This window comes from Terribacillus saccharophilus (genome assembly GCF_046592595.1).
Classification (GTDB): domain Bacteria; phylum Bacillota; class Bacilli; order Bacillales; family Amphibacillaceae; genus Terribacillus; species Terribacillus saccharophilus_C.
The window spans coordinates 355,862-382,196 of the sequence record NZ_JAWVPF010000004.1 but is presented as its reverse complement, the minus strand read 5'-3'; the positions used below and the strand labels follow the sequence as shown (position 1 = coordinate 382,196).

Annotated in this window: 29 protein-coding genes and 2 riboswitches; of the genes, 23 read left to right on the top strand and 6 right to left on the bottom strand. The window is 43.6% G+C overall.

The window, feature by feature from the left end; all coding sequences use genetic code 11:
• Nucleotides 1-151 precede the first annotated feature (151 nt).
• The 3 genes from SFC25_RS09070 (at nt 152) to SFC25_RS09060 (ending at nt 2,124) form a co-directional block, all read left to right on the top strand.
• Nucleotides 152-859 carry a Crp/Fnr family transcriptional regulator gene (locus SFC25_RS09070; protein WP_411214961.1) on the top strand — a complete coding sequence of 236 codons (708 nt, stop codon included), beginning with the start codon at nt 152-154 and terminating at the stop codon, nt 857-859.
• Nucleotides 860-982: 123 nt separating this feature from the next.
• The gene (locus tag SFC25_RS09065) at nt 983-1,312 is read left to right on the top strand and encodes a putative quinol monooxygenase (RefSeq protein WP_411214960.1); all 330 of its coding nucleotides are present in this window, start codon (nt 983-985) and stop codon (nt 1,310-1,312) included.
• A 65-nt stretch (nt 1,313-1,377) separates the two neighbouring features.
• Nucleotides 1,378-2,124, top strand: a complete 747-nt coding sequence (locus SFC25_RS09060; RefSeq protein ID WP_411214959.1) for an SDR family NAD(P)-dependent oxidoreductase — start codon at nt 1,378-1,380, stop codon at nt 2,122-2,124.
• Nucleotides 2,125-2,459: 335 nt separating this feature from the next.
• Here the strand turns inward: SFC25_RS09060 and SFC25_RS09055 are convergent, their stop codons facing one another.
• Nucleotides 2,460-3,374, bottom strand: a complete 915-nt coding sequence (locus SFC25_RS09055) for an iron-hydroxamate ABC transporter substrate-binding protein (RefSeq protein ID WP_411214958.1) — start codon at nt 3,372-3,374, stop codon at nt 2,460-2,462.
• 248 nt (nt 3,375-3,622) lie between these two features.
• On the opposite strand from SFC25_RS09055, the gene SFC25_RS09050 reads away from it, so the two are divergent.
• The 4 genes from SFC25_RS09050 (at nt 3,623) to SFC25_RS09035 (ending at nt 6,839) form a co-directional block, all read left to right on the top strand.
• The gene (locus SFC25_RS09050; protein ID WP_411214957.1) at nt 3,623-4,393 is read left to right on the top strand and encodes a TSUP family transporter; all 771 of its coding nucleotides are present in this window, start codon (nt 3,623-3,625) and stop codon (nt 4,391-4,393) included.
• A gap of 207 nt (nt 4,394-4,600) precedes the next feature.
• On the top strand, nt 4,601-5,557 hold the full coding sequence (locus tag SFC25_RS09045; RefSeq protein WP_411214956.1) for a LacI family DNA-binding transcriptional regulator: 957 nt from the start codon (nt 4,601-4,603) through the stop codon (nt 5,555-5,557).
• A gap of 34 nt (nt 5,558-5,591) precedes the next feature.
• The gene (locus SFC25_RS09040) at nt 5,592-6,269 is read left to right on the top strand and encodes a DUF554 domain-containing protein (RefSeq protein ID WP_411214955.1); all 678 of its coding nucleotides are present in this window, start codon (nt 5,592-5,594) and stop codon (nt 6,267-6,269) included.
• Between the two features lie 15 nt (nt 6,270-6,284).
• The gene (locus SFC25_RS09035) at nt 6,285-6,839 is read left to right on the top strand and encodes a hypothetical protein (RefSeq protein WP_411214954.1); all 555 of its coding nucleotides are present in this window, start codon (nt 6,285-6,287) and stop codon (nt 6,837-6,839) included.
• Nucleotides 6,840-6,904: 65 nt separating this feature from the next.
• Here SFC25_RS09035 and SFC25_RS09030 read toward each other — a convergent pair whose 3' ends face one another.
• Both SFC25_RS09030 and SFC25_RS09025 read right to left on the bottom strand, forming a co-directional pair.
• Nucleotides 6,905-8,527, bottom strand: coding sequence for an L-lactate permease (locus SFC25_RS09030; RefSeq protein ID WP_411214953.1), 1,623 nt, complete (start codon nt 8,525-8,527; stop codon nt 6,905-6,907).
• Between the two features lie 33 nt (nt 8,528-8,560).
• Nucleotides 8,561-9,514, bottom strand: a complete 954-nt coding sequence (locus SFC25_RS09025) for an L-lactate dehydrogenase (protein WP_411214952.1) — start codon at nt 9,512-9,514, stop codon at nt 8,561-8,563.
• 315 nt (nt 9,515-9,829) lie between these two features.
• On the opposite strand from SFC25_RS09025, the gene hpaB reads away from it, so the two are divergent.
• From hpaB to SFC25_RS08955, 14 genes are all read left to right on the top strand, one after another.
• Nucleotides 9,830-11,260, top strand: coding sequence for a 4-hydroxyphenylacetate 3-monooxygenase, oxygenase component (gene hpaB / locus SFC25_RS09020; RefSeq protein ID WP_411214951.1), 1,431 nt, complete (start codon nt 9,830-9,832; stop codon nt 11,258-11,260).
• 75 nt (nt 11,261-11,335) lie between these two features.
• Entirely contained in the window at nt 11,336-11,800 is a 465-nt protein-coding gene (locus tag SFC25_RS09015) for a 2-thiouracil desulfurase family protein (RefSeq protein WP_411214950.1), read from the top strand.
• A gap of 2 nt (nt 11,801-11,802) precedes the next feature.
• Entirely contained in the window at nt 11,803-12,318 is a 516-nt protein-coding gene (locus SFC25_RS09010) for a DNA topology modulation protein (protein ID WP_411214989.1), read from the top strand.
• 76 nt (nt 12,319-12,394) lie between these two features.
• Nucleotides 12,395-12,604: a helix-turn-helix transcriptional regulator gene (locus SFC25_RS09005; protein WP_411214949.1), complete on the top strand. Its 210-nt coding sequence runs from the start codon at nt 12,395-12,397 to the stop codon at nt 12,602-12,604.
• 3 nt (nt 12,605-12,607) lie between these two features.
• On the top strand, nt 12,608-13,015 hold the full coding sequence (locus SFC25_RS09000; protein WP_411214948.1) for a hypothetical protein: 408 nt from the start codon (nt 12,608-12,610) through the stop codon (nt 13,013-13,015).
• 26 nt (nt 13,016-13,041) lie between these two features.
• Nucleotides 13,042-13,512, top strand: coding sequence for a Cys-tRNA(Pro) deacylase (gene ybaK / locus SFC25_RS08995; RefSeq protein ID WP_411214947.1), 471 nt, complete (start codon nt 13,042-13,044; stop codon nt 13,510-13,512).
• A 256-nt stretch (nt 13,513-13,768) separates the two neighbouring features.
• Complete coding sequence (locus tag SFC25_RS08990) at nt 13,769-14,524, top strand: GTP cyclohydrolase II (protein ID WP_411214988.1); 756 nt, start codon at nt 13,769-13,771, stop codon at nt 14,522-14,524.
• Nucleotides 14,517-15,620 carry a bifunctional diaminohydroxyphosphoribosylaminopyrimidine deaminase/5-amino-6-(5-phosphoribosylamino)uracil reductase RibD gene (gene ribD, locus SFC25_RS08985; protein ID WP_411214946.1) on the top strand — a complete coding sequence of 368 codons (1,104 nt, stop codon included), beginning with the start codon at nt 14,517-14,519 and terminating at the stop codon, nt 15,618-15,620. The genes SFC25_RS08990 and ribD overlap by 8 nt, the downstream gene beginning before the upstream one ends.
• A gap of 2 nt (nt 15,621-15,622) precedes the next feature.
• Nucleotides 15,623-16,192, top strand: a complete 570-nt coding sequence (locus SFC25_RS08980) for a 5' nucleotidase, NT5C type (protein ID WP_411214945.1) — start codon at nt 15,623-15,625, stop codon at nt 16,190-16,192.
• A gap of 158 nt (nt 16,193-16,350) precedes the next feature.
• Entirely contained in the window at nt 16,351-17,403 is a 1,053-nt protein-coding gene (locus SFC25_RS08975) for a tetratricopeptide repeat protein (protein WP_411214944.1), read from the top strand.
• 231 nt (nt 17,404-17,634) lie between these two features.
• Nucleotides 17,635-18,141 carry a TQO small subunit DoxD gene (locus SFC25_RS08970; protein WP_411214987.1) on the top strand — a complete coding sequence of 169 codons (507 nt, stop codon included), beginning with the start codon at nt 17,635-17,637 and terminating at the stop codon, nt 18,139-18,141.
• Nucleotides 18,142-18,261: 120 nt separating this feature from the next.
• A riboswitch (Lysine riboswitch) is annotated at nt 18,262-18,448 on the top strand.
• A 68-nt stretch (nt 18,449-18,516) separates the two neighbouring features.
• Nucleotides 18,517-20,019 (top strand): amino acid permease, encoded by a 1,503-nt coding sequence (locus SFC25_RS08965; protein WP_411214986.1) that lies wholly within the window; start codon nt 18,517-18,519, stop codon nt 20,017-20,019.
• Between the two features lie 259 nt (nt 20,020-20,278).
• A complete protein-coding gene (locus SFC25_RS08960; RefSeq protein ID WP_411214943.1) occupies nt 20,279-21,142 on the top strand; it encodes a DegV family protein in 864 nt (287 codons plus the stop codon).
• A gap of 510 nt (nt 21,143-21,652) precedes the next feature.
• A riboswitch (SAM riboswitch) is annotated at nt 21,653-21,757 on the top strand.
• Nucleotides 21,758-21,837: 80 nt separating this feature from the next.
• Nucleotides 21,838-22,803 carry a hypothetical protein gene (locus tag SFC25_RS08955; protein WP_411214942.1) on the top strand — a complete coding sequence of 322 codons (966 nt, stop codon included), beginning with the start codon at nt 21,838-21,840 and terminating at the stop codon, nt 22,801-22,803.
• A 42-nt stretch (nt 22,804-22,845) separates the two neighbouring features.
• On the opposite strand, the gene SFC25_RS08950 is transcribed toward SFC25_RS08955, so the two are convergent.
• Nucleotides 22,846-23,139, bottom strand: a complete 294-nt coding sequence (locus SFC25_RS08950; protein WP_411214941.1) for a spore coat protein — start codon at nt 23,137-23,139, stop codon at nt 22,846-22,848.
• 16 nt (nt 23,140-23,155) lie between these two features.
• Nucleotides 23,156-23,350, bottom strand: coding sequence for a spore coat protein (locus SFC25_RS08945; protein WP_411214940.1), 195 nt, complete (start codon nt 23,348-23,350; stop codon nt 23,156-23,158).
• Nucleotides 23,351-23,566: 216 nt separating this feature from the next.
• Between SFC25_RS08945 and SFC25_RS08940 the strand changes: the two genes are divergently transcribed.
• Complete coding sequence (locus SFC25_RS08940; RefSeq protein ID WP_411214939.1) at nt 23,567-24,124, top strand: cysteine hydrolase family protein; 558 nt, start codon at nt 23,567-23,569, stop codon at nt 24,122-24,124.
• Nucleotides 24,125-24,423: 299 nt separating this feature from the next.
• Nucleotides 24,424-25,836 (top strand): alanine/glycine:cation symporter family protein, encoded by a 1,413-nt coding sequence (locus SFC25_RS08935; RefSeq protein WP_411214985.1) that lies wholly within the window; start codon nt 24,424-24,426, stop codon nt 25,834-25,836.
• Nucleotides 25,837-25,898: 62 nt separating this feature from the next.
• Here SFC25_RS08935 and SFC25_RS08930 read toward each other — a convergent pair whose 3' ends face one another.
• A complete protein-coding gene (locus SFC25_RS08930; RefSeq protein WP_411214938.1) occupies nt 25,899-26,312 on the bottom strand; it encodes a MerR family transcriptional regulator in 414 nt (137 codons plus the stop codon).
• Between the last annotated feature and the right edge of the window lie 23 nt (nt 26,313-26,335).

Genomic DNA, 26,335 nt, shown 5'->3' with positions numbered 1-26,335 from the left:
TGAAAAAAGTTTTGTAATCTGGATTACAGAAGATTAAATTATGGTGGTTTATGATGAATATAACACTCCGCTATAGATTATGTTGCACGAGGAACGGCTATCGTGGAGGATGGAGCGGTTGTCATTCGCAATTATTGAAAGGAGGGGCAAAATGTTACATTATAAGGCGATGGAAAATATAACATCATTTTTGCCACAAATAAAGATATTTGAATCGCTTCCGGTAGAAATTATCCGTGAAATCGAACAATCGGTAACAAGATCAAATACGTATAAGCTTTCAAAAAATTCTATTCTTCAGACACCCGGAAATGAAAGGAAGGGCTTATTTTTCGTAATCTCCGGTAAACTTCGTTTATACAAAACCAATTCGGACGGCAAACAACATACGGTCTGCATCCTAAGCAAAGACGGCATGTTCGGTGAAGTTGAAACGTTTTCATTGGGCACAACAGGGGTTTATGTGGAGACGATGGAAGAATCGATTGTTTTTTCGATTCCGACTGAACAATTCGAACCACTTTTAAGAAAGTACCCTGAATTGTCTTTGCGATTTTTATCAGAAATAAGCAAACGCCTGCGAGATCAGGAGGAATTTGTGGAAAAATTGGTTTTTAGGGATCTACGCGGTAAAGTACTTTACTTTCTCCACCGACTATCTAAGAAGTTTGGCATAGAAGAAAATGGATACCTAAAAATAGATATTCCCTTGACTCATCAAGAATTAGCCAATATGATCGGTGCCACAAGAGAAGCGGTATCGATTATCTTACAGGAACTATCTAATGAAGGTATTATCGTGACTAGCCGTAGAATGGTCATGGTTCATATCGAAAAAGCGATGAAAGAACTAGCTTGATTTCATGACTCGTATGAATTTTCATTCGAATGTATGCTTTCGACGTAATCTACATTACTGATGAATTCTTCATCTAGCCTTATGATAAATGGCGTAACGGAAACTTATGGGAGGGGAGTCAACATGTCCAATCAACAAGTTCAACTCAATATTCGATTCAAAGCTAAACCAGGGAAAAAAGAAGAATTCCGCAAGGAGCTATCTTCCCTTATTGAGGAAATGTCATCCGAAAAGGCATTTATTAGTGCCATTGTATCAGACGATCTGGATCAACCGGATGACTTGATTATTTATGAAACATGGCAAGGCACTAGAGATAGCTGGCTTGCAGAAGAATTTGTTAAACCATACCGCAAGAATTACGAAGGAAGATTAGGTGATCTAATTGTGGATAGAAGCGTCAGCTGGTTGCAGCCGACGGGCGAATGGGGAAGTCATATAATGAATGCGTGATGACGTTGAAACGTTAACGTTTTAAGGTCTGGGACGATACAAAAATATTATGGGGGCATATAGATATGGGGAGATTTGAAGGAAAGGTAGTAGTTGTCACCGGAGGAACAAGCGGTATCGGACTTACGACGGCACAACGATTTGTTTCCGAAGGGGCCTACGTATTTATTACCGGCCGTAGACAAAATGAGCTGGAAGCAGCAGTAAAATTGATCGGTGACCGGGTTACCGGCATTCAAGGTGACATTTCTAATTTGAAGGACTTGGACAAACTGTTTGATAAGGTTAAGCAGGAGAAAGGACATCTGGATATTCTATTCGCAAACGCTGGAATTGGCAGCTTGCTACCCTTAAGTCAAATTACGGAAGAGCAGTACGATACGACCTTCGGAGTGAACGTAAAGGGTACTTTGTTTACCATACAAAAGGCTTTGCCGCTGTTTCCGGATATGACGGGAACCATCATCTTAACCGGATCGACGGCTGGTACGATCGGCGACCCAGGATTTAGTGTCTACGGAGGTAGTAAGGCAGCGCTCCGTCAGATGGCGAGGAGCTGGATAATGGATTTGAAAGGTACAGGGATTCGACTTAATGTACTGAGCCCTGGCGGCGTTCACACTCCTGCTTATGATGATATGTTTGGCGAGGCGGTAGATCAAGTCCTTGAATCAGCGAAGAATACCGTTCCGCTAAGCCGCATGGGCAAGACGGAGGAGATTGCCGACGCGGTTATGTTTCTGGCCTCGGAGGAAAGCAGCTACGTAAACGGCATCGAATTATTCGTAGATGGCGGGATGGCTCAAGTCTGACCGTAAATCAGAAGGATAAGTCGTCATTTATTTAAGCTGTTCCTAATAAGCCCGTGTATAAAATCAGGCAGAGGAGTATAAAAGCTCTCTGACTTTCGTTATGGTGTCGGTAGAGACTGTGAGCAATATTGAAGGTATATTCGTTTCCTATACCCTGAAGTGAAAATCAAATTAACCAATGGTAAACCAAAAGAGCTTATGAATGGGAACGTGGATGTGGCAATTGGCATTCACCAGCTGTTGATAAGTTCTTGGAAGTAGTGCTTGAGCTTCCAAAAAGAAAATAGAAGTATGATTGCATTAAAAAAGAGGGCTATCGCAGCCCTCTTTTTTCATTACTTCAAGAACTGTTCCTCGAAGAAGTCCAACTGATAATCCAAAGTCAACGCATCATTGAAAAGAAACGCATTTGCATCTGCAGTCAAGACATGACCTTCTTTTACAGCAGGTATCTCCTTGAATTGTTCTGTCTCTTGGTAGGAGTTATCTTGGTCGCTGTACTCACTGATGACAAGATAGTCGCCGACATATTCAGGAAGTACTTCGGAGGAAATCATTGTATAGCCGTCTTTTTCGGTCATTTCCTTCACTTTATCCGGCATAGAAAGTCCCATTGCTTGATAAAGGACTTCTGTACCGCGGCCCCAGCTGTCGCCAAGCACTCCCATGCCTTTTTCATAGCTTTCCATTACAGTGACAGTAGCATCCTCGCCGATTTTGGCTTTGATTTCATCACCTGTCGTTTTCGCACGTGCCTTGAAGTCATCGACCCATTGCTGTGCTTCATCACCTTTATTCAGCAGCTTTCCGATTTCGACATGCTGCGTCAGGTAATCGACTTTGTTATACGTGTATGTGACAGTAGGAGCAATTTCTTTGAACTTATCCAAGTTCTTTGTTGTGTCTGCTGCAATAATCAAATCCGGTTTCAGCTCGAGGATTTTTTCCACATCTTCTTCGCTTACTGTTTCCGCATCTTTTAATCCGTCTGCAAGGACAGGACTGCTTTTCGCCCATTGGTCCACTCCGACGATATTGACGCCAAGGGAAAGTACATCACCAGCATAAGATGCCAAGACTACAACTCTTTGCGGATCAGCAGGCACTTCAACAGGACCAGTTTCTGATTCATATGTAAAGGTTTCGTTTGTCTCTTTTTCACTGCCAGAGGCAGTGGGTTCTTCTGAAGAACCGCATGCGCTGAGAATGATTAGGAAGAGACCGATAATAGCAATTAGTGCTTTTTTCATTTAGTATTCCTGCTTTCTGCTTGTGATAGTCGAACTCATTATGATAATGATAATCAGTATCAATTAGATAAATGATAGAATGAAACCAGAAGAATGTCAATAGGATATTCTTTGCTGTATTAATGGCTTGCTGATTAAAAATTTGTAAGGGAAGCATTTGATCATTAGAGTTATCTACAAGCCATTTTTTCGTATGGTAAGATAATGGTATTAATAAATTCTTTTAGAGAAAGGGCAGGAAGGACTTTATGCATTTGGAATTAGACACGATTTTGCTCATCATTCTTTTTGGATTTCTTGCCGCATTCATCGATTCTGTCGTCGGAGGGGGCGGCCTGATCACTATCCCGGCATTATTGTTTGCGGGATTGAATCCGGCTGCTGCGGTAGCAACGAATAAACTGGCAGGAACAATGGGTTCCTTTACAAGCACGCTCATGTTCTATCGATCTGGTAATCTGGAATTGAAATCTGTTATGAAGTTCTTTCCGTTATCCTTTGTCGGTTCTATGCTCGGGGCATGGACTGTGCACGTTATCGATCCAGCACTATTCAAGCCGCTCATGCTGATCATGCTGATTGCAGTTGCTATTTACACCATCATAAAAAAGGATTGGGGGAGCGTCTCTACCTACGAAAAATTAACGCCGAAAAGACTGCTTGTTTTTGCAGCAGTCTTGACTCTCATCGGTTTTTATGATGGATTTCTTGGACCGGGGACAGGATCTTTTCTTATGTTTGCTTTCCTGTTCATTGGCTTCGATTTCCTGCATGCCGCCGGCAACGCCAAGCTGCTGAACTTCGGCAGCAATGTCTCGGCATTGATTCTTTTTATGATTTTAGGTCAGGTGCATTACACAATTGGTTTGATCATGGGGATATCCGGAATTTTCGGATCGATTGTTGGATCGCGTTTTGCGATAAAGCGAGGCAGCGGGTATGTACGTATTCTGTTCATCGTCGTGACGACTGTGCTGATTGTGAAGAATGTGTATGATTACATAAAGGAAATCATGTAAAAAGGCCGTTTCGGCCTTTTTGTTTTATTGTGAAGTTTGGCAACTATAGAAGTGCGGTACCAGATCACGCTCTGCCATAACGGATTACGCTCCGGTTCCCAGCACCCTTATCCACAGGGTACTTGCTGAAAACGATACCAGGTCAAGTGTTTTTTCAAACACGGAAGCGTTATACTGTAATCAAGTACATAGCGAGAGGGAGAACATATGGCGACAATCAAGGATTTAGCCAGGATGGCCGGAGTCTCGGTGACGACTGTATCCCGTGTGCTCAATGATCATCCTTATGTGAGTGAGGAGAAGCGGAAGGCTGTGCTGGAAGCAATTGAACGGACCGGATATGAAAAGAATGTAAATGCGGTACATTTAAAGACAGGAAAAACACAGCTGATCGGTGTGGTGCTGCCTTTTTCGGATCATCCTTATTTTGCCCGGCTATTGAAAGGCATAGCGAAACAGGCATTCGTACATAACTGCAAGCTCGTATTGATACAGACCGATTATCAAACAGAGAGGGAAAAGGATGCATTGCAGATGCTCCGGCAAAAGCAGATAGATGGACTGATCATCTGTTCGCGCAGCTGTGAGCTTTCTTTGATAAATTCTTACACACAGTATGGACCGATTGTTGTATGTGAGAATGTAACAGAGGAATTATCATCTTCTTCAGTGGATCAATATCAGGCTTTTCAGGATGCGCTCACGTATTTATACGAGGAAGGGCATTGTAAAATCGGCTATACCGTCTCCAGGCTAGGTGGGACGAGCAGTAGAAACCGCGATGCAGCTTACCGGGATTTCCTTGAAGCAAAGAAACTCTCCTATCGTGTGGATTATGTGTTTGATAGAATGCTGTATTTCGAGGATGGGGAGACATTGATGAAAAAGCTCCAGCAAATGACAGATCCGCCATCAGCACTGATTATAACAAGCGATCAAGTTGCTGCAGGCGTCATGACATATGCCAGCAAAGTGAAGTTACGTATTCCGGAGGAGCTAGCCATTATCGGTTTCGACGACCTGCCCATGGCCCGGATGATGGGCATTACAAGTATGCATATACCGCTGGAGGAAATGGGAGAGCATCTGTTCCTGCAAGCTGTGGAGAAGGGTACAAAACAGAAGCTGTTCCACACCAAATTAATCAAGCGGACAACAGTGTAGTAGTTCAAGTTCTTACGTTTGTGGAGGAGAAATTATGTTTGGAACATTTTTCAATGTAGCAATGATCATCATTGGCAGTACACTCGGGACCGTCTTTAAGAAAGGTCTGAAGGATAGATATCAAACAATCCTGATGCAGGCAATGGGGTTAGCCGCACTGGCATTAGGTGTTAATGCTATCGTTGGACATCTTCCTGAAAGTAAATATTCTGTTCTATTTATTATCAGTTTGGCAATCGGCGCGATAGTCGGTGAAAAACTCGATTTGGACACAAGATTTACGAACGTCGTAAAGAAGTTTTCCAAGTCAAATTTAGCGGAAGGACTATCTACAGCAATTCTTTTATTCTGTATAGGATCGCTTTCCATACTAGGTCCAGTTGAAGCAGCGCTGCATGGTAATTATTCTTACCTGCTGGCAAATGGGATGCTCGATTTTGTGACTTCTTTGGTCCTGGCGTCAACCTTTGGATTCGGAATCGCATTATCTGCAGGGGTTTTGTTTATATGGCAGGGTTCGATTTATATGGTGGCGAAAGCTTTGGAAAGTACAGTGAATATGGATTTACTGAATGAGGTAAGCATAGTAGGCGGCGTCCTGATCATGGCATCAGGCCTAAGCATTCTAGGCATAAAGAAGTTCAAAACAATGAATTTCCTGCCAGCACTGCTTGTTCCGCCTGTCTTCTTTTTGATATTGAAGATTTTCTAAACAAGGAGGGGTAATATGGATAGGGAAATAAAAGAGGCATTCATAAAATCAAAATCCAAGGACAAGCAAGAGAGCTATGAAGCATATCAATACATCCTCCAAGCAACAGAAAAGCAGGTAGACTGGGCATATGAAGTTTGGGATGACCTGCTGGATGATTTGACGGATAAAGATAATCATCAGCGTTCCAGGTCAGCTCAATATCTAGCTAATCTGGCAAAGAGCGATCCGGAAAATAGAATGCTTACAGATTTGCCGCGGCTCTGGGAAGTGACCAAGGATGAGAAATTCGTTACCGCCAGACATAGCCTGCAATCATTTTGGAAAGTCGGTCTTGGTGGTGCTGAACAAAAAGACTTGGTTATGGAGTTTATGGCAGAACGATTTAAAAAAGGGATAGATGAAAAGAATCATACGTTGATTCGTTTTGATATCCTGCAAAATATGAAACAGCTGTATAATCAGTTGGACGATGAAGCGATCAAGCAAACGGCAATGGATTTGATTGAGACAGTCAAGGACGATAAGTATAAGAAGAAGTATAAAACTATTTGGAAAATGAAAATCTGAATTAGTAGTGGTAAGAATGTCATGAACATATAAAGAAAGGGTGCGCTCATGAGCGCACCCTTTCTTTACAAGAATAGAGATAAAACGAATGTCAGCACACATACGAATCCGGCCAGCAGCAAGCTGTACTTGATTGTCTGATTGAACAAAGCTGATTCATTACCTGTCTCTTTGACAGCTGCAGTTGCAATCGCGATTGACTGCGGTGAAATGAGCTTGGCCATTACGCCGCCGGCTGTATTGGCAGACAAGAGCAGTGCGGAGCTTGTACCGATTTGACTGCCGGTGACTACTTGCAGTGTACCGAACAGAGCGTTATTGCTGACTACAGAGCCAGTGATGAAAACGCCGATCCAGCCGAGTATCGGACTGAATAATGGAAACAGGCTGCCTGTTTTGGCTAAGGCCAAACCTATGGATGCACTAAGTCCGGCATAGTTTGATAGATTTGCAAAAGCCATGATAAAGCAGATTGTGAGAACTGGAATCCAAAGCTCTTTGGCTGCTTCCTGCAGCCCGCTTGCTGCACATTTCCAGTTGATATTCCGGCTGAACAGACTAGTCAGAATGACAGCCACGAGAATAGCCGTACCTGTTGCAGAAATGAAATCGAGCTTCAAGATGGCATCCATCGGTGTATCCGTAACGGCGATTGGAGCAATCTTGACCACTTCCTGATGCAAAAATGGCATTTTCAAGTAGGCTATCCAGCCTGCCAATGGACCTTCTGGTGCAAAAAGATTTTTAAAGAATGGAGCACTCCAAAAGGCGATGACGATAGTCAGGATATAAAACGGTGACCAAGCTTTGACCACTTGTCCCATTGTATACTTCTCGGGCTTTTCTTGTACCTCGGCACCTTTCTCCCGATAAATATGCTTTGGCTGCCATTTACGAAGGAAGAGGGCCAGGACACCCATACTGATAAGTGCTGCTCCGATATTAGCAAGCTCTGGACCTATGAAAATCATAGTCAGAGTCTGGATGGATGTGTACGTACCGCTTAGTACGAGCAATGCAGGTAATGTCTCTTTGATTCCTTTGAAACCGTTCAATATAAAGACAAGCAGGAAAGGAATCATAAAACTGATCGGAGGCAGGATCAAGGCTAGTGTCCGGGAAAGCTCCAGACTGCTGATGCCGCCAAGCTGAGCCCCTGTAATGACAGGAATTCCGATGGCACCGAACGCCCCAGATGCTGCATTGGCAATCAAACACAGTCCTGCCGCTTTTAGCGGCTTGAAACCGAGCTGAGCAAGGAGGGCTGCGCTGATCGCGATCGGCACGCCAAATCCGGCAGCTCCTTCCAGAAATGCGTTGAAGCTGAAACCAATCAATAAGAGCTGTAATCGATGGTCTTGCGAAATACTTGCGATGCTGCCGCGGATCACATCGAACTTTCCGGATTTGACAGCCAGCTTATACAGCCAAACTGCCATGATGACGATATAGCCAATCGGCCACAAACCATTTCCGATACCAAGGACGATGGCGGATAATGCTTTGAGTGCGGGCATCTGGAAAACAAATACCGCTACGGCGAAGCTGATGACCAGCGTCAGTCCCGCGGCAAGTACCCCTTTCATTTTGAAGGCGGTCAAACCAACCAAGAAAAACAGAATCGGTAAAAAGGCGATTATTGCACTAACATACTCATTGCCAAACGGATCATACGCTTGCATCCACATGCTATGCTCATCTCTTTTCTGATAGGGTTTGGGTTAGCTCACAGTCTGGAAGGCAGCTTCCACGATATTTCGAAGGACGCCAGCACTATGTGTGAACTGATCTTTTTCCTTCTCATTCAACGGCAGCTCCAGTACCTGCTGTGCACCTTTACGGCCGACAATTGTCGGAACACCGATATACACATCTTTCTCCCCATATTCACCATCGAGATATGCTGTTACTGGCAAGATTGCTTTTTCATCACCAAGGATTGCTTGTGTTACACGTACCAGACTCATCGCGATACCATAGTAGGTCGCGCCTTTTTTCTCGATGACGTGATAAGCAGCGTCTCGTACATTCACATAAATCTCATCTAAATCTTCTATTTTATATTTGCTGTCTGTCTGCATCATTGTTGCAAGCGGAACACCGCCGATTGTCGCTTGGCTCCAAACTGGAAGCTCGGTATCGCCATGCTCTCCAATCATATGTGCTTGAACATCATGCGGCGCAACGCCGAAGTAATCACCAAGCATGTAGCGAAGACGGCTGGAATCCAATGTTGTACCGCTGCCGATAACACGTTCTTTAGGCAGACCGCTGAATTTCCAAACTGCATGTGTCAATACATCGACTGGGTTTGTTGCGATCAGGAAGATGCCGTCAAAGCCGCTTGCCATGACTTCATCCACAATGCCCTTGAAGATTTGTACGTTTTTGCTCACAAGGTCCAGTCTTGTTTCTCCTGGTTTTTGATTAGCTCCGGCTGTAATGCAGACAATATCTGCATCCTGGCAGTCAGCGTAAGTGCCATAGCTGATTTTTGTCGGACGAGGGGCAAATGCTTGACCGTGATTCAGATCCATTGCATCGCCCATCGCTTTATTCTCATTTAGATCAATAATCACTAGTTCATCCACGATATTCTGATTCAGCAATGCGAATGCATAACTGCTCCCAACGAATCCCGCACCAACCAAAGCTACTTTATTGATTCTTTCCATGTAGATCATCACCTTTGTTAAGATTTATAATATGTGAATAACTTCACATTCTTTATATTTATATTGTGCAATACTTCACAAACTTTATCAAGTACTTTGTTTTGAATAAATTGTGAACGATTGGAATACTCTTCGTTGAGGGGGTTTTTGCATGTTTACGATGCTGTTTGCTTTCGGTATTTTCATCTTGATTGTCTTTCTTGCAGCAGTACGTACGGTAGTAGAAAGACGAAAGGGAGAATAACGGCTCTAGTATCTGCATGAGAAGAACGGCTTATCCGCTATGGATAACAAAATGACAGGGGTGGGTGTGGTTTGGCTATCAGAACTGGAGATGCCTATCTAACCAGTATTGATGCGTTAGGCAACAAAGTGTTGAACGGTAAATCAATTGTGAAAAAGCCTCTTTCCAAGCATGGTGCGTTTCGGGGAGTGATGCGTACGCAAGCAGAATTGTACGATCTGCAGCATGATCCTGCTTATGCAGACATACTGACATATACGGACAGTGATACAGAAGAGCGTTATGGCCTTTCCTTTCTCAAACCTGAAACGAAGGACGATCTGAAAAGGCGAAGTGCTATGATCAAATGCTGGGCAGAACAAACAAATGGAATGGTTGGCCGCAGCCCGGATTATATGAATACAGTACTGATGGCACTCGCATCTTCCGCTCCATTATTGGAAGGAAAGGATAACTGCTTCCCTGATCACCTGCAAAGCTATTATGAGTATGTACGCGAGCATGATCTGACAATGACGCATACATTCATTGACCCTCAGGTAAACAGAGCCGATTTCTACTTTGAGCAACAGGATGAGCCGATTGCTGCAAAGGTCGTGGATCGCAATGCTGAGGGCATTGTTATTCATGGAGCAAAGCTCTTAGCAACCCAAGGCGGTATTACGGATGAACTGGTAGTCCTGTCATCGGGAGGCTTTGAGCAGGATAGAGGCTTTGGATTCGCCATTCCGAGCAATGCAGAAGGACTGACATTCGTGGCAAGGGAGTCATTTGCCGGAGGGAAGAGTACAGCGGATTATCCACTGAGTGCCAGGTATGAAGAGATAGATACAATTGTATTGTTCGATAAAGTGCTTATTCCATGGGAGCGCATTTTCTATTATGATAATGTTGCTGTTGCAAGCAGCTTTAAAAACCAAAGCAACTTCGCAGCCTTCACCTTGCATCAAGTATTGATCCGCCGGATTGCGAAGCTTGAATTTGCGATTGGCCTTATCCAATCCTTAATAGAAGAAATCAATATCGCAGAGTACCAGCACGTTCAGGAAAAGGCAGCTAATCTGGTGATTTTAGCAGAGGTACTCCAATCACTTCTGCAGCAAGCGGAAGCAGATGCAGCACCTGATCAATGGGGGACGTTTCGTCCGGATTTAAAGCCGCTCCAGGTAGCATCGAATCTTTTTGCACGTAAGTACCCGGAAATCGCGCCAGCGATCCACCAGCTTGGAGCGAGCGGATTGATGAGCATCCCTCCGCTGAACGCGTTTAAATCAGAAAAAGGATCAGAATTGAACCATTATCTTCAGGGGAAGACGCGACTAGGGAAGGATCGAGTGCAGCTGTTCCGGCTTGCTTGGGACTTTGTCATGTCTTCTTTTGGCACACGGGAGACATTATATGAATATTTCTTTTTTGGTGACCCGGTTCGGCTGATAAGTCAATTCTATGGCTCCGTTGATTTCAAACCATATACCGAAAAGATAGATGATTTGCTGTCATGAAGAAGGCCTTATCCTATGGATGAGGCCTTTTGTTTTACGGTATAATTTGGTATATATTGGACGGGAGGAATCTGTATGATCATGGTAAGTGCCTGTTTAGCGGGAAAACCTGTCCGTTATAATGGAACACCGGCTACCGATACGATTGTGGAACAGCTGATTGCCCAGGGTAAGGCAATCAGCGTGTGCCCTGAATTACTTGGCGGATTCGTAACACCCAGGGAACCAGCTGAAATTGTCGGCGGAAATGGGTATGATGTTTTAGATGGCAAAGCAAAAGTGATCGAGCTATCGGGAACAGATGTTACCAGCATGTACATAAAAGGCGCAGCACGCGCTTTATCCATCGCCAACGAGCAAGATGTGGATATGGTAGTGCTGAAGGAAAATAGTCCATCTTGCGGCAGCTCTGTGATATATGATGGTACCTTCCAGGGCCAGAAGCAAGCCGGTGCCGGTGTCACAGCAGCCATGTTCAGAAGAGCCGGAATTCGAGTTATATCAGAAGCAGAGCTGGAGCAGGAGTTGGCAAACGCATGACGATGAACAGAATCGCATTGATCGGTTCCGGTGGAGCGGGCAAGTCCACTTTGGCAATGGAGCTAGGAAAGATACTAGGCATAGAAGTGTGGCATTTGGACGCCATTCTTTGGAAACCGAATTGGGTGCTTACACCGCGGGAAGAACAAAAGCAAATTCAGTCACAATTAGTAAGCAAGGGAAGCTGGATTATCGATGGCAATTATCAAAGCACACTTGACATGCGGCTTGAGCAGGCCGACACGATCATTTTTCTGGACATGCCCCGGACGCTTTGTCTGTACCGGGTCTTGAAGAGACGTTTGATGTATCACAATCGATCACGTCCTGATATGCAAAAGGATTGTAAGGAAAAAATTGATTGGCAGTTCCTCAAATGGATTTGGGACTTCCCGAAAAGGAGACGTCCCCAGATGCAGCACAAGCTCGCGGACCTGACCATGGACAAGCAAATCATCACATTGAAAAGTCCAAAAGAAGTAAAAAGATTTTTAGCTGATATAAGAGACCGGTTGTAAAGTAACCTTTACATCTGGTCTCTTTTGGTATATCTTAAGTGTAAAGGTACCTTTACATGTGGGTGGATAAGGTAGGATGCAGATGAAAGTAAATAACCGAGTAAGGGAAATGCGGCAAGAACGCTCCATCACGCAAGTGAAAATGGCAGAGGACATAGGTATCACACGGCAGACGATCAATGCCATCGAAAAAGGAAAATACAATCCCAGTTTAGAGCTGACTTTTCGGCTGCTTGCGTATTTTGACATTCCATTTGAACAGCTGTTTTATATAGAGGAGGAGTAGCAAATGCGAAAGACGAAGAAACGTTATGAACTTTTGGTATATATATTCATTACCTTCTGTTGTTTCGCAGGGTTATGGCTTGGTTTAAAACTTATTGGCGAAGACTTACCATCGGGCAAAGCATTGCTCGTATTCATCTTGGTCGGAACAACCTGCGGCGTTGGCTTGCCTATGTTGATCAGCTGGTTGAAGGATAGAAAACGACAGCCAGAAATGGATGAGCGTACAGTCAGAATGCTGAAAGATTATTTATTAGCTACTACTGCAGGAGTATGGCTTCTTTCAGGTATACTGCTGCTCGTACTTTTTGGAATGGGCTACGAAACGATCGAGCTCGGCTTGATTGGAATATATGGCGTTGGAATTGTATTTTTGATGACAGCCGGATTATTCATAGTAAAACGTTTATAAGCCTTAGCGGTAGGAGGAGTGATACAATGGACTACAAAACGAACGTCATGCGCATGCTGGATCAAAAGAAAATTCCATACAAATCCTATAGCTACGCTGATACAGATGCCATAAGCGGGACAGAAGTGGCAGAGGCATTAGGACAGAATCCAGATCAAGTATTCAAAACGCTTGTCACGGTAAGCAAGTCCAATCAGCATTATGTATTTGTTATCCCAGTCGGGAAAGAACTGGATTTGAAACGGGCAGCTGCAAGTGTTGGAGAAAAGTCGATTCGCATGCTGCCAGCGAAGGAATTGCTTCCGCTAACTGGATATGTGCATGGCGGCTGTTCGCCGATAGGGATGAAAAAGGTTTTCCGGACTGTAGTGGATGAATCTGCTTCCGACTTTGAAAGCATCATTTTCAGTGCAGGAAAAATCGGGTATCAGGTGGAACTGACTTTGAATGATTTGCATAAAATTCTGCCACATAAGGTAACAGAGCTGACAGAGTAAAATTAGGTTCCAGCCTCCTCAAGGAGTGGAGCCTTTTTATTTTCCTTGCTTGTCGTTCGGTGTATAGTTAGCGAAGAATCGCTATAGTTACCTTTTGGATACTAAATAACCTTGATGTGCCTACTTCTAAGATCTTGACTGTCATACTATGATGGAAGAAGGATATTACATCATGGTAGAGAACAAGGTCGTGGCAAACTGGTGCCTACATAAATCCAGTGAATTCAACGTACACTGATAAAAAAGGAGAAAGATGATGACAGAAATGAAACTAGAATCGAAAGCCATTTCGATCTTGAAAGATAAAATTGAACTTATTCCGACAGCAGAGGGAGCCATTTATCTCGTCGGTCCGATCAAGCTGCCCGTAAACCTTTACGGAGAAACAGTTACCTTCCAGTGGTACTGCTGGCTGAATTGCGATGAAGTGGCCAAGGATTACGAAGAAATCATCGCAAAATTATCTGACATGAATCTGGCAGAAATGCAGCAGTCCAGTGTGTTGGTTTATGGCGACTTTGCTGAAGCAGAGGATGCGTTGATCCGCATGCATTCCATCTGCCATACAGGGGATATTTTTGGCAGCAAACGCTGTGATTGCGGCTTCCAGCTGAAGCAGTCCATGCAGCGAATTGTTGAGCATGGTACAGGGGCATTATTCTACTTGGCAAACCATGAAGGACGCGGTATCGGGTTATTCAGTAAAGCGATGGCGTACATCCTGCAGGAAAATGGTTATGATACGGTAGAAGCAAATGAAAGCCTCGGCTTTGTGGATGATTCACGTGATTATACAGACGCAATCCAAGTCCTGAAAGCATTGCGCACGAAACCAGTCACGCTGATGACGAATAACCCGCGTAAACTGGCAGCTATGGAGCAGGCGGGGATGCAGCTTTCCGGGCGGTCCGCATTATGGGGAGATGTATCTGAATTCAACGAGAATTACTTGAAGACAAAAATCGTACGCTCCGGCCACCTTGGCGATGAGGAGATCTGCAGCAATGACTGATCATACATTTTATATGGATTTGGCATTGCAAAATGCCAAAGCAATGAAAGGGCAAACCGACCCCAATCCATTGGTAGGCTCGGTGATTGTGAATGACAATCGTATCGTCGGAATCGGTACCCATCTAAAAGCTGGTGAACCGCATGCTGAAATACATGCTATCCGGATGGCGGGAGAAAAAGCAAAGGGCGGGACGATTTATGTCACGCTCGAGCCTTGTTCCCATCATGGAAGGACAGGACCGTGTGCGGTGGCAATTAAAGAGGCAGGAATAAAAAAAGTAGTCATTGCCACGCTTGATCCGAATCCAGCCGTTTCCGGAAACGGAGTGAAAATTCTTGAAGAAGCTGGCATTGAAGTGATCATCGGAGTACGGGAGGAAGAAGCCCGCAGGATGAATGAGGTATTCAATAAGTTTATCGTCGAGAAAAAACCATTTATTACGTTGAAAGCAGGAACAACGTTAGATGGTAAAATTGCCACACATTCGCTTGATAGCAAGTGGATCACATCTGCAGCTTCCAGACAGGATGTGCATCAATTGCGTAATGAGAACATGGCAATCCTTGTCGGGGTGAATACTGTCATTGAAGATGATCCAGAGCTGACGGCCAGGATACCGAATGGACGAAATCCGATTCGGATCATTTTGGACTCTGCTTTGCGTATACCGATGGAGAGCAAAGTAGTCACCGATAAATTAGCGGACACTTGGATTTTCACAAGTGAGAAGGCAGATGAAGAGAAAGAGAAAGCACTCTTGTCCCAAGGGATAAAAGTTTTCCGGACGAGAGGTTCAAATCGTGTGGATGTGAACGAAGTCGTTGAGATTCTGGGCGATCAGCTTATTTCCTCTGTTTTGATTGAAGGAGGAGGCAGCGTCCATGCCTCATTCCTCGAGAGTCATTTAATTGATAAAGCTGTTCTATACTTTGCTCCGAAATTGATTGGCGGGAAAGACGCACCAACCTTCCTGGAAGGCACAGGTTTCGCTAAAATGGCCGATGCAGTGGAATTGACCAATACAGACATCATTAAAATTGGACAAGATTTTAAATTCATTGGCTACCCGAGCTACGAAAAAGGGGATATGTAACGATGAAATTCGGCTTTGACATCGATGATACACTCATCAATCTGCGGGAGCACGCCTTCCATATTTATAATAAGAAACTGAAAAAGAACATCCCGCTTGATGTGTTTCAGAAGCTTGAACGTGTCGAAATTCATGAACCATTCGGATTGACCGATGAACAAGGATCTGACATGTGGAATTCCACTCTGGACGAAATCTACTATACTACTTGTCCGCCGTTCCCGGATGCTGTCGAGCTATTGCAGGAACTGGATCAGGAGGGGCACGAGATTTACTATATTACCTCAAGACCAAAGGAGCATGGAGAAAGGACAAAGGAATGGCTTCGTGCATTAGGATTTCCGGTTAAAGATGACCAATTTTTCTACGGCATGCAGGATGAGGAAAAGGTGCACATCATCAAAGAACTCCAGCTTGATTATTATTTTGATGATAAACCGCATGTACTGAATACGTTGCTGGAAGATTCCACAACAAAGGTGTTTGTAAAAGACCAATCGTATAATCAGCTTGTAAACTTGCCGAGAATAGTCGATTTATCAGAGATTAGAAAGATGGTACAAAATATATAGGAGGATTGACGGTGATTTACCGTCAATCCTTTTTGTTTTTTATCTGGAAGGCAGGAAATAATTCTCGGGTAGAGAAGTAAATAATAAAGAAAATTTGTAAAATAAGGAATTGGTTTAACTGGCAAAAAGAATTGTATGTGTAGGGAGGAAGGGTGACTATGGGCCTGGTTTTGTCAGTCACAGATAAAAATTTTAGCGAGTTGCTGCAGGATTTTTATGATGTGATGAAACAGGAAAGGCGAGAAGAAGCCGCAATACTGAAAGACATAATCAATGCGTCAAAAAATGAGATTCTATCTGAGGAAGTTTTGATTACATTTGATTTACTAGCAATACGCTACCAGATTATGCTCGGGGAATTACTGACTGCCAGGCAGCTTGTTGAACAATTCGAAGCATGCGGTCGTGCCCTTTCGCAGCAGAATGCATATTTTTATCACTACTTTAAGGGGCAGCTTCTTTTTCAGGAGAAAAGATGGAAAGAAGCGATAAGGTATTATGAACATGCGGAGCTTTATGTAACAGAGGATGAAGAAAAAGCAGATTTTTACTATAAGCTGGCTCATGCCTATTACCGCAACTGTATACCCGCACTATCTACATGGAACGCGAATAAAGCTCTTCTTTATGCATCATCTTTCAAGCAGCAATATCACCTTGCGAAATGCAAGCTGCTGCTTGGAATGAATCAATTGGAGATACGGAACTTCGATCAAGCCGAATCTCTTTTGTATGAAGCACTCGACTGCCAGCGTAGTGCTGACAGAATATCCTTTGATCTGGCATCAATGATCCATCATAACCTTGGACTGCTTCATTTTGTGCAGCAGCAGTTTGAAAAAGCAGTCGATTACTTCGATCAAGCTGTACATGCCACACCTTGCTCTCATTATTTGAAGAGCCTCTACTATCTGACAGAATCCCTCTTCCGTGTCAAACACCACTCAGAAGCAATGAAATATTACCAAATCGGAGTTACCAGGAGTAAGAATGACCAGGATATGGACTATCAATGGGCTTTCGCCATGCTGCATAAGCAGTTTGTCGACTGCGATAATTTTGAAGCAGTATGGACAGAAGGCATTGCCTATTATGAAGCAATGGATGATAGATACAGTGTCCATTATTATAGCTTGCGCATGGCAGAATTTTATACGCGAAAAGGAGAAGAAGAAAAGGCCAATCACTATTATCGGCTTGCTGTACTATAGAATCTAATTTATTTAATGGGATATTTCGCCTGTTACCTAAGAATCACGAAAAACCAGCATCTGTCTATATAGTGCCTATCTAGGAGATGCATTTAAAATATTCTAAAATTATTACTATTCTATTAAGATTTCCGTATAAATATTCCATTTTATGTTTTTCCTTTTATACTAGAGCTGTGGAAGTGCCGACCCACATCGGTTTACAATTTTGGCAGCGATAGGAGAGGGAAAATTATGATTAATACCTTGCGTCAGAGTAAGGGAGCAGCAGTCGTTTTCCTAGTGATCAGATTATATCTTGGGTACACGTTCCTGTCAGCTGGCTTAGGTAAGCTGATGAGCGGAAACTTTGATGCAAGTGGTTTCGTCCAAGGTGCGTTAGCACGCTCGGAGGCAGGTGTCATCCAGGGCTGGTGGGGAAGCTTCCTGGAAGGAGTAGTCCTTCCGAATGCAGGGATTTTCAGTTTCCTCGTCATGTGGGGAGAGACACTGGTCGGCTTGACGCTGCTGCTTGGTGCTTTTACTGGATTTGCAGCCTTTATGGGAATACTGATGAATATTTCATTCCTATTAAGCGGTGCTTTTCAGCAGAACTTGATATTGATCATCTTGGGTTTGGTGCTGCTCATTGGCGGCACGAATGCTGGCCGATACGGCATCGATCGCTGGATCATGCCATCCCTGCGAAACAAAGGGGATAACAGGGCGGCCAGAAACAGCAAGAGACAGCTTATATAAGATAAAAGAACACGCGCTTGCCGCGTGTTTCTTCATGCAGAAAAAATTTCTTGTTGAAATATGTCAATGTGTGTAGTACAGTTAAAAAGGTTTTTTAATTGCATACAAATCCTCATCATTTGATGGGGTAGAGGTTGCGGCTGTTATCAGTACAGACTGGAAGATCAGGAGAGATCGTTTATCAGGATGGAAAGGAACAGCTGCCGAAGCCGGATGGATTCTCCAATCCTACTGGCTGGGCCTGCGCTCGAATAGGGACAGGACTGTCACGTCAGTAGCAAAGCTGGCGTGTTGCGCTATCTTTGTGAGAATGATGCTGTTTATAAGTAAAGGCCGTTCCGATAGAGCAAACTATCCGGGATGGCCTTTTTTCGTATCTATAGCGCAACGGAAGAAGAAACAGAGAGGGGAAAGAAAGTGAGCAACAACACAAAACGACCGGGCTTACGCAGAGAACTGAAAGCTCGTCACTTGGGGATGATTTCCCTTGGCGGTACAATTGGTACAGGATTATTCCTGGCCAGCGGAGGAGCCATTAGCAGTGCAGGACCAGGAGGAGCATTGCTTGCATATGCGCTAATCGGCTGTATGGTATTCTTCTTGATGACTAGCTTGGCGGAAATGGCAGCATTCATGCCTGTATCCGGAAGCTTCAGCACATATGGATCACGTTTTGTCGATGAATCATTTGGATTTGCATTAGGATGGAACTACTGGTTCAACTGGGCTATCACAATCGCGGCTGAGCTCGTTGCCGTAACATTGATCATGGGATTCTGGTTCCCCGATACGCCATCTTGGATTTGGAGTGCTATCAGTCTTATCATCATGTTTTTGTTGAATTATATTTCTGTTAAAGGATTCGGTGAATCGGAATATTGGTTTGCGTTGATCAAAGTTGTTACTGTCATCATCTTCATCATTGTCGGTCTATTGATGATCATTGGAATCCTAGGCGGGGATTCACCTGGATTCTCCAACTTCACTGTAGAAGATGCACCATTTAATGGCGGCTTCCTTGCTTTGCTTGGTGTATTCATGGCTGCAGGCTTCTCATTCCAGGGAACAGAGTTGCTCGGAGCAGCTGCCGGAGAAGCAGACAATCCCAGAAAATCGATTCCAAAGGCGATTCGTTCTGTCTTCTGGCGTATTCTGTTGTTCTACATCTTGGCAATCTTCATTATCGGGATGCTCATTCCGTATACAACAGAAAGCCTTGCAAGTGACGATGTCCGTCTAAGTCCGTTCACGCTTGTGTTCGAAAAAGCGGGAATTGCGTTTGCGGCATCAGTCATGAACGCGGTTATCCTTACTGCTGTCCTTTCTGCCGGTAACTCCGGTATGTATGCCAGCACACGTATGCTTTGGAACCTGGCGAAAGAAGGAAAAGCACCTGCTTTCCTTGGTAAACTGAACAAAAACGGTGTGCCTGTGAACGCATTGATCGCGACAGCAGCAGTAGGCTGTGTTGCGTTCCTGACATCCTTCTTCGGAAATGGTGTTGTGTATACATGGCTGCTGAACGTATCCGGAATGGCCGGCTTCATCGTATGGGTTGGTATCGCAGTCAGTCACTATCGATTCCGTAAAGCATATCTTGCTCAAGGAAATGACATCAAGGATTTACCTTACACAGCGAAATTCTATCCGGTTGCGCCGATACTAGCCTTCTTGCTATGTATCATCGTTATTGTCGGACAGAGCTTCTCTGCTTTCACAGCAGATGGTGTGGATTGGGGCACGCTCATTGCATCCTACATCGGTATTCCAGTCTTCCTGCTCTGCTGGATCATATTTAAAGTGAAAAAGAAAACGAAGGTGTACAAACTGGAAGAAGTTGATTTGACTACTCCAGCACATGAAACAGCACCAGAATAAGTGAAGCTGCCGGGAGACCGGCAGTTTTTTTTATTTGCTTGATATGTTAATTAACTCCTTGATTTTGGGTAATTTATAGGTGACATATAGGATTAGATTGCTCTTCGTCCAATAAAATCGATTCCTTTTTTAACCAAAGTAACAGTAAACGGAAATTTGTGATATTTGTATGTATTTTCATGACTGATTTATTACTAATTTCCTAATCTTCTTGTTTCTTTATTTGAATTACAAGTTATACTGAACTAGAGGTGAATAAATGAAAATTGCAATTGTAACAGACAGTCTGACGAACTTGAGAGAAGAGGATTTACAGAGATATCCTTTTATATATTACGCGCATTTAAATGTAGTTGTAGACGATAAGTCCTACATTGATTTAAAAGAGATTACGAATGATCAGTTATTTCGTTTTATAGATGAGGGAGCTTCTTATTCTTCTTCCCTGCCTTCACCTGAGGTATTTGTAACACTATATGAAGAATTATTGGCAGAGTACGATGCTATTATCAGCCTGCATTGTACAGAAAATGTAAGCGGTACCGTAAATTCGGCACGTGTAGCAAAGGATTCCATCGAAGGTGCCAGTGAGAAAATCACTGTCATAGATACGAATACAGCTTCTATCGGAGTAGAGAATATCGTCATCAAAGTGTGTGAGCTGATGGAGCAAGGCAAGTCATTAGATGAATTATTAGAGGCAATTGAATATTACCGTACACATGGAGAGCTGTACCTGACGATTAATGACCTGACTACGCTGGTACGTACTGGCCGCATTTCAAAGACTGCTTCAAGAATCGGGAACTTATTGCATATCAAACCGATTATCGGTTTTGAAAACGCGAAATTAGAGGTTATGGGCAAAGTCCGTACGAAGAAGCGTCTGCTGAAGTGGATGCTGGAGAGATTACGACATGATATTGAGCAATCCGGGAAACATGTTGTCCGCATCACACATGTGAATTCCATTGACCTTGCGACAGAGTTAAAGCATATGATGGAAACATGCGGAGATAAAGTAGAAGTTTTCATCAGCAATGAAATCAGTTCTGTCATGGCGATTCATTTTGGACGTGGCGGTGTCGGAGCAAGCTGGATGCCTGCAAATTATACTGTTTAATAAAAAACCCTCGAACAATGTAATTGTTTGAGGTTTTTTTTGTGTGCAGCATGTATGACTAAAGCTGTTTTTCTGAACTCTTAAATATAAAAAACCCTATCTTGGTCGAAAGATAAAGTGTAAAGATGATTATTAAAATCCTGCCTATAACAGCCTCCTCGGTCATGTCTAAGCTATTTTGAAATAATAAATGACTGTTAAAACAAAGATAAAGTGCAATTAGTAAAGGAATGCTGATAAACAATACAGCAATGATTCGTCTAGTTTCCCAACCCATCATGATCAGCCCTTCTTATCTTCAATTAAACTACTCAAACAACACGTGGTATTAAGATGATTCTTTATACAATATAATACCAATGTGTCTTTCGGATGTTGTTGAGTAATACTTTCATTCTAACCAAGGGATGAACACATCATATATGCAAAAGTATTTAATCCTGAGTAAACCAATAAGGTATATTGACAATGAACTCATTGTCTGATAAACTTTCTGAAAACTGTATATGTTTCTTATCTAGAGAGGTGGAGGGATATGGCCCTGTGAAACCTCAGCAGCAGGTCTGACGACAGATACTGTGCTAATTCCATCGGTTCATAGCCGGCAGATAAGATGAATAGAGGAAGCCTCTCGACGCATCTTGCACGAGAGGCTTTTGTATTTGTCCCGCTGCCTATAGAAAGGGGAAGGCAACATGTTTGAATTGATTCGGGAACTGTCCAAGTACAAAGGGTATAATCAATCATTTGTTTCACAGATCGTCGATAAGATTACTCCGTTCGCTGATGAAATGTACTTTGACAGCCGGGGGAATCTTATTGTCCGTAAGTATGGGGAAAAGTATTCGCCAAGGATAACCTTGCTGGCAGAGGTGAAGGAGGAAATTTATGTAGTGACCTCCATTACAGAATCAGGCTCACTTATAGCGGATGCAAACTATTTTTCCCTCACCTATGCGCAGGGGCAGACTGTTCAAGTAGAGACAAAGCATGGATTGGTGCAGGGCGTAGTCATGGCAGGTGAAGCAGGGCAGCATGCTGCTGAGATTGATATTGGTGCCAACTCGGAAAACGATGCGCGCGCAATGGGTGTGGAGCTTGGCAACCATGTGACGCTATTTGATGATTTCCTGTATCTTGGGGACGAAGTGAGCGGAAGAGTCGTCGGAAAAGGACTGGATAACAAAGTTGCTCCGGCAATTGCAATCAATCTGCTCCAGCAATGGGATACAGCGGAAGGGGAAATAACCATCATCTTCTTTCCGTTCCATAACAAAAAGCAACTCACCTATCAGCTTGAGGGGGAAGCTGCCTTCTTCATCGGATCCGTCCCTCGCCAAAGCATTGCCAGCAAAAGCAAAGGAGCAATCGAACTAGGAAGCGGAGTTGCCATCAAAGTGGCCGATAAAACAATTCCAATCAATCAGACATTGAAAAATCAGCTTGTTGATTTAGCTATTGCCCATGATATTCCATTTCAGCTGGAATTCCTATTTCGGCATCGGTATAAGAAGCTATCCACCAAGATCCCGGTAAGCATCCTGAATGTTCCGATTGAGCATCTTGACCAGACGACACAGGTTGTGTCGGTAAAGGATTTGGAGGATACAAACCAGCTGATTCAAACCTATCTTTTGCGAAGCAAGGAATTACAATTTTAAAGAAAAAAACCTAGTACAGCACGCTGGCTGCACTAGGTTTTCTTACTTCACTATTTCCAGGGATTTCTCGATTTTTTCTTTATCATGTTCCAATTGTTTTTCTACATCATGCGCATAGTACATTTCGTTTTTGATCATGTAATCTGCGATCTTGGCGTGATTGTCAATTGCTTGGTCCAATTGCTTCTTCAAAACTTTTCGTACGTCAGGGGATGCCGTTTCTGTCAGGGCAACCGCATATGTTCTGACAGTAGCTTTAGCTGAAACCAATAACTCAGTCGCAATCAACTCATCGCGCATTTTTCCAGCAGTCTTCAATTTTTCCGTGATACTCATTCCAATCACCTTCCCTTTATTTAGATAGGACTTCCTGCAGTTCCTTGATTGCTTTCTCGGAACTCGTTACATCATTATCCAGAATCATTCTCAAGGTGTCATCTTCGGCAAGGGATTGTAATGCATAGGACTTCACGAGGCAGCTTTGCTTCAGAGTAAGTACTTCGTGTACTTCCAATGTTTCATGCAGTGCTAATGTATTCTTTGCCATGTTGATCCTCCTCACGTGATTCGTACACGGTATAGATAACCGGATAGAGCTGACAGTAAACATATTATGATTGGAAAAATACACCATCTTGTTGGGGAGTGGTGTATACTACAGTTAATTTCAAGAGGAGGCGGTTCCATATGAAACAGACAAACACTGCAGTATACAAGTCGCAAAGCAGGAGTGTCATAGCAATCAGCTAAAGGGGAGCTTTTATTGAAGCAAGCATTATTGATTATAGATGCACAGCAAGCACTGATTGAAGGCGGAGCAGGAGAGAGACCTGTTTACCGAAAAGAAAATCTGATTGAGCAAATTAATTTGGTCATCGCTAAAGCACAAACAGCAGATGCCACTATCCTTTTTGTCCGCGATACAGATGTCGCCGAAGGAAAAGGAGCTGGATTCCAGATCCATCCGGATATCCAAATGCCAGAGACAGCGCCCGTCTTTGAGAAGCAGGCAACCAATGCTTTCTACGGAACAGGTTTACTGGAGTATGTGAAAGATGAGGGATTTGCCCATCTTGTCATCATGGGCTGTGAAACCCAGCACTGTATCGACACGGCAGTCCGTACTGCCACCGTACAAGGCATGGATGTAACACTCGTGGCAGATGGCCATTCAACAGCTGGTTCCGATGTCCTGACAGCAGAGCAGATCATCCAGCATCATAATCAGATTCTGCACGGCCACTATAATGTTGATCATTTTTCAGTGGTTCGAAAAGCGGAGGAAGATTTGTTTGTGCCGACGCATGATACGTATCGCTGAGTTTCATATAGTATATAAAGACCCTGCTGAATAATATTAGGCAGGGTCTTTATATAGATAATGTGAGAAAGTACTGACCCGCGCTTTGTTAATATATTTACATATTACCTGCCTAGCAAAAATAAATATCTGAATAATCAAATTAGTCTGTTATATAATCTCACAACAAAGATGCATCCCACATGGTATTTCGACATAATAAACCCATATTCCGTCTTAAATACATCTTTTCAGGAGGTACTCTATTGGGCTTTGAAGCTTTGTTAACGGAGATTAGCGGTTATTTATGGAGTGTGCCAATGCTGATCTTCATCGTTGTGGTTGCTGGTGTTTATACGATTGCTTCCGGGTTGCTGCAAGTCAGATATCTGAAGGACATGGTTGTGCATACTTTTACCGGGAAAAGTTCTGAATCGGGTGTTTCGCCCTTTCAATCTCTGGTTATCGCACTCTCCGGGAGGGTCGGTACGGGGAATATAGCTGGGGTTGCAACTGCTATCGCAGCAGGAGGTCCGGGAGCTGTATTCTGGATGTGGTTCATCGCTTTCTTTGGGTCAGCTGCTGCTTTTGCGGAGTCGACACTTGCTCAGATTTACAAAAAGAAAGTAGATGGGGAATACCGCGGCGGTCCAGCTTATTATGCAGAGAAAGGGCTCGGATGGAAATGGTACGGTTATATTTTCGCAGTAGTTGCAGCAGTATCCACCTGCCTCTTGACTCCAGGTGTTCAGGCAAATGCTATCGCTGACAGCATGAATAACGCTTTCGGTATCGGACCGGTGATAACTGGGATAGCTTTGGTTGTGCTAACAGGATATGTCATCTTTGGCGGTGTCCGCAGAATTGCCTTTTTAGCGTCCTATGTTGTCCCGATCATGGCATTATTTTATTTGATTGTAGCTGCAATTGTCATTTTCGCAAATATTGAACAGGTTCCGAGTACGTTTGCGCTCATTTTCAGCAGTGCTTTTGGTGTGGACTCTGCATTTGGCGGTATGATTGGTGCTGCTATAAGCTGGGGAGTGAAACGAGGGTTGTATTCCAATGAGGCAGGACAGGGAACAGGAGCACAGGCAGCAGCTGCGGCCGAAGTATCCCACCCGGTAAAACAAGGCTTGGTACAAACCTTCTCTGTATACATAGATACGCTGCTTATCTGTACTGCAACTGCTCTGATGATATTGATGACAGGCAATTACAGCGTCACAGATCCTGATGGCGGCTATATTGTCGACTACACGAACGGAATGGAAGCAGGTGCAGGCTACACGCAGGCTGCTGTGGATGGGGTGCTCGGTGGATTCGGTTCGCCATTTGTGGCAATTTCTCTGTTTCTATTCGCTTTTACTACATTGGTTGCTTATTTCTATATTGCGGAGACGAATCTTTTTTATATCGTCAGAGGGGAATCAAGGAAGATCTTTTCCGTTGTTTTAAAAGTGTTATTCCTGGCGGCAATATTCTTTGGTACTGTTCGTTCGGCGACGCTTGCTTGGACATTGGCGGATATAGGACTTGGTCTAATGGTCTGGGTAAACTTAATCGCTGTCATCCTCCTTTATAAGCCGACTATGCTGGCACTTAAGGATTATAAGGCGCAAAGGAAGCAAGGACTTGATCCAGTATTCCGGCCTTCGCAAGTCAATATTGAAAATGCTGATTATTGGGTGGAACGGGAACAGGAAGATGAAAAGAGAAGAAGAACAATCTAAGGATACCCACCGTATTGTTAGCACGAAACGCAAAAAGAACGAGGTATGCTCCTCGTTCTTTTTTATTTTTGTGCATTTCTGTTTTCAACAAATTTCTCATATAAATCCATTTCGACTTTGCCTTCCAGATGCTGCTTGTACATGTCTATCTTCTTGTTCACCAAATCCAGATTGTGCTGATATTCTGCAATTTTAGCTTCTACATTAGCTTTATGGTGAACTAAAATAGCGACTAATTCTTCGTAATTATCATTTTCTGATTCTCGAAGATCTTTATACCGTTTTAAATCTTCCAGCGACATACCGGTCCCTTTCATATGCACGATAAATTCTGCCCATGATCGATCGTCCTCGGAGTAGATCCGAATATTGCTGTCATTCCGTTTTGGGACGAGTAAACCTTCTTTTTCATAAAAGCGAAGTGTATGCTCACTTAAGTTGGTTAGTTTCGCCAACTCACCTATACGATAAACCATCGTACATTCTCCTCACTGATTGT

Coding starts and splice junctions, on each gene's coding strand:
- SFC25_RS09070 (WP_411214961.1), top strand. CDS start 152: ATGTTACATTATAAGGCGATGGAAAATATAACATCATTTTTGCCACAA.
- SFC25_RS09065 (WP_411214960.1), top strand. CDS start 983: ATGTCCAATCAACAAGTTCAACTCAATATTCGATTCAAAGCTAAACCA.
- SFC25_RS09060 (WP_411214959.1), top strand. CDS start 1,378: ATGGGGAGATTTGAAGGAAAGGTAGTAGTTGTCACCGGAGGAACAAGC.
- SFC25_RS09055 (WP_411214958.1), bottom strand. CDS start 3,374: ATGAAAAAAGCACTAATTGCTATTATCGGTCTCTTCCTAATCATTCTC.
- SFC25_RS09050 (WP_411214957.1), top strand. CDS start 3,623: ATGCATTTGGAATTAGACACGATTTTGCTCATCATTCTTTTTGGATTT.
- SFC25_RS09045 (WP_411214956.1), top strand. CDS start 4,601: ATGGCGACAATCAAGGATTTAGCCAGGATGGCCGGAGTCTCGGTGACG.
- SFC25_RS09040 (WP_411214955.1), top strand. CDS start 5,592: ATGTTTGGAACATTTTTCAATGTAGCAATGATCATCATTGGCAGTACA.
- SFC25_RS09035 (WP_411214954.1), top strand. CDS start 6,285: ATGGATAGGGAAATAAAAGAGGCATTCATAAAATCAAAATCCAAGGAC.
- SFC25_RS09030 (WP_411214953.1), bottom strand. CDS start 8,527: ATGTGGATGCAAGCGTATGATCCGTTTGGCAATGAGTATGTTAGTGCA.
- SFC25_RS09025 (WP_411214952.1), bottom strand. CDS start 9,514: ATGGAAAGAATCAATAAAGTAGCTTTGGTTGGTGCGGGATTCGTTGGG.
- SFC25_RS09015 (WP_411214950.1), top strand. CDS start 11,336: ATGATCATGGTAAGTGCCTGTTTAGCGGGAAAACCTGTCCGTTATAAT.
- SFC25_RS09010 (WP_411214989.1), top strand. CDS start 11,803: ATGAACAGAATCGCATTGATCGGTTCCGGTGGAGCGGGCAAGTCCACT.
- SFC25_RS09005 (WP_411214949.1), top strand. CDS start 12,395: ATGCAGATGAAAGTAAATAACCGAGTAAGGGAAATGCGGCAAGAACGC.
- SFC25_RS09000 (WP_411214948.1), top strand. CDS start 12,608: ATGCGAAAGACGAAGAAACGTTATGAACTTTTGGTATATATATTCATT.
- ybaK (WP_411214947.1), top strand. CDS start 13,042: ATGGACTACAAAACGAACGTCATGCGCATGCTGGATCAAAAGAAAATT.
- SFC25_RS08990 (WP_411214988.1), top strand. CDS start 13,769: ATGACAGAAATGAAACTAGAATCGAAAGCCATTTCGATCTTGAAAGAT.
- ribD (WP_411214946.1), top strand. CDS start 14,517: ATGACTGATCATACATTTTATATGGATTTGGCATTGCAAAATGCCAAA.
- SFC25_RS08980 (WP_411214945.1), top strand. CDS start 15,623: ATGAAATTCGGCTTTGACATCGATGATACACTCATCAATCTGCGGGAG.
- SFC25_RS08975 (WP_411214944.1), top strand. CDS start 16,351: ATGGGCCTGGTTTTGTCAGTCACAGATAAAAATTTTAGCGAGTTGCTG.
- SFC25_RS08960 (WP_411214943.1), top strand. CDS start 20,279: ATGAAAATTGCAATTGTAACAGACAGTCTGACGAACTTGAGAGAAGAG.
- SFC25_RS08955 (WP_411214942.1), top strand. CDS start 21,838: ATGTTTGAATTGATTCGGGAACTGTCCAAGTACAAAGGGTATAATCAA.
- SFC25_RS08950 (WP_411214941.1), bottom strand. CDS start 23,139: ATGAGTATCACGGAAAAATTGAAGACTGCTGGAAAAATGCGCGATGAG.
- SFC25_RS08945 (WP_411214940.1), bottom strand. CDS start 23,350: ATGGCAAAGAATACATTAGCACTGCATGAAACATTGGAAGTACACGAA.
- SFC25_RS08935 (WP_411214985.1), top strand. CDS start 24,424: ATGCTGATCTTCATCGTTGTGGTTGCTGGTGTTTATACGATTGCTTCC.
- SFC25_RS08930 (WP_411214938.1), bottom strand. CDS start 26,312: ATGGTTTATCGTATAGGTGAGTTGGCGAAACTAACCAACTTAAGTGAG.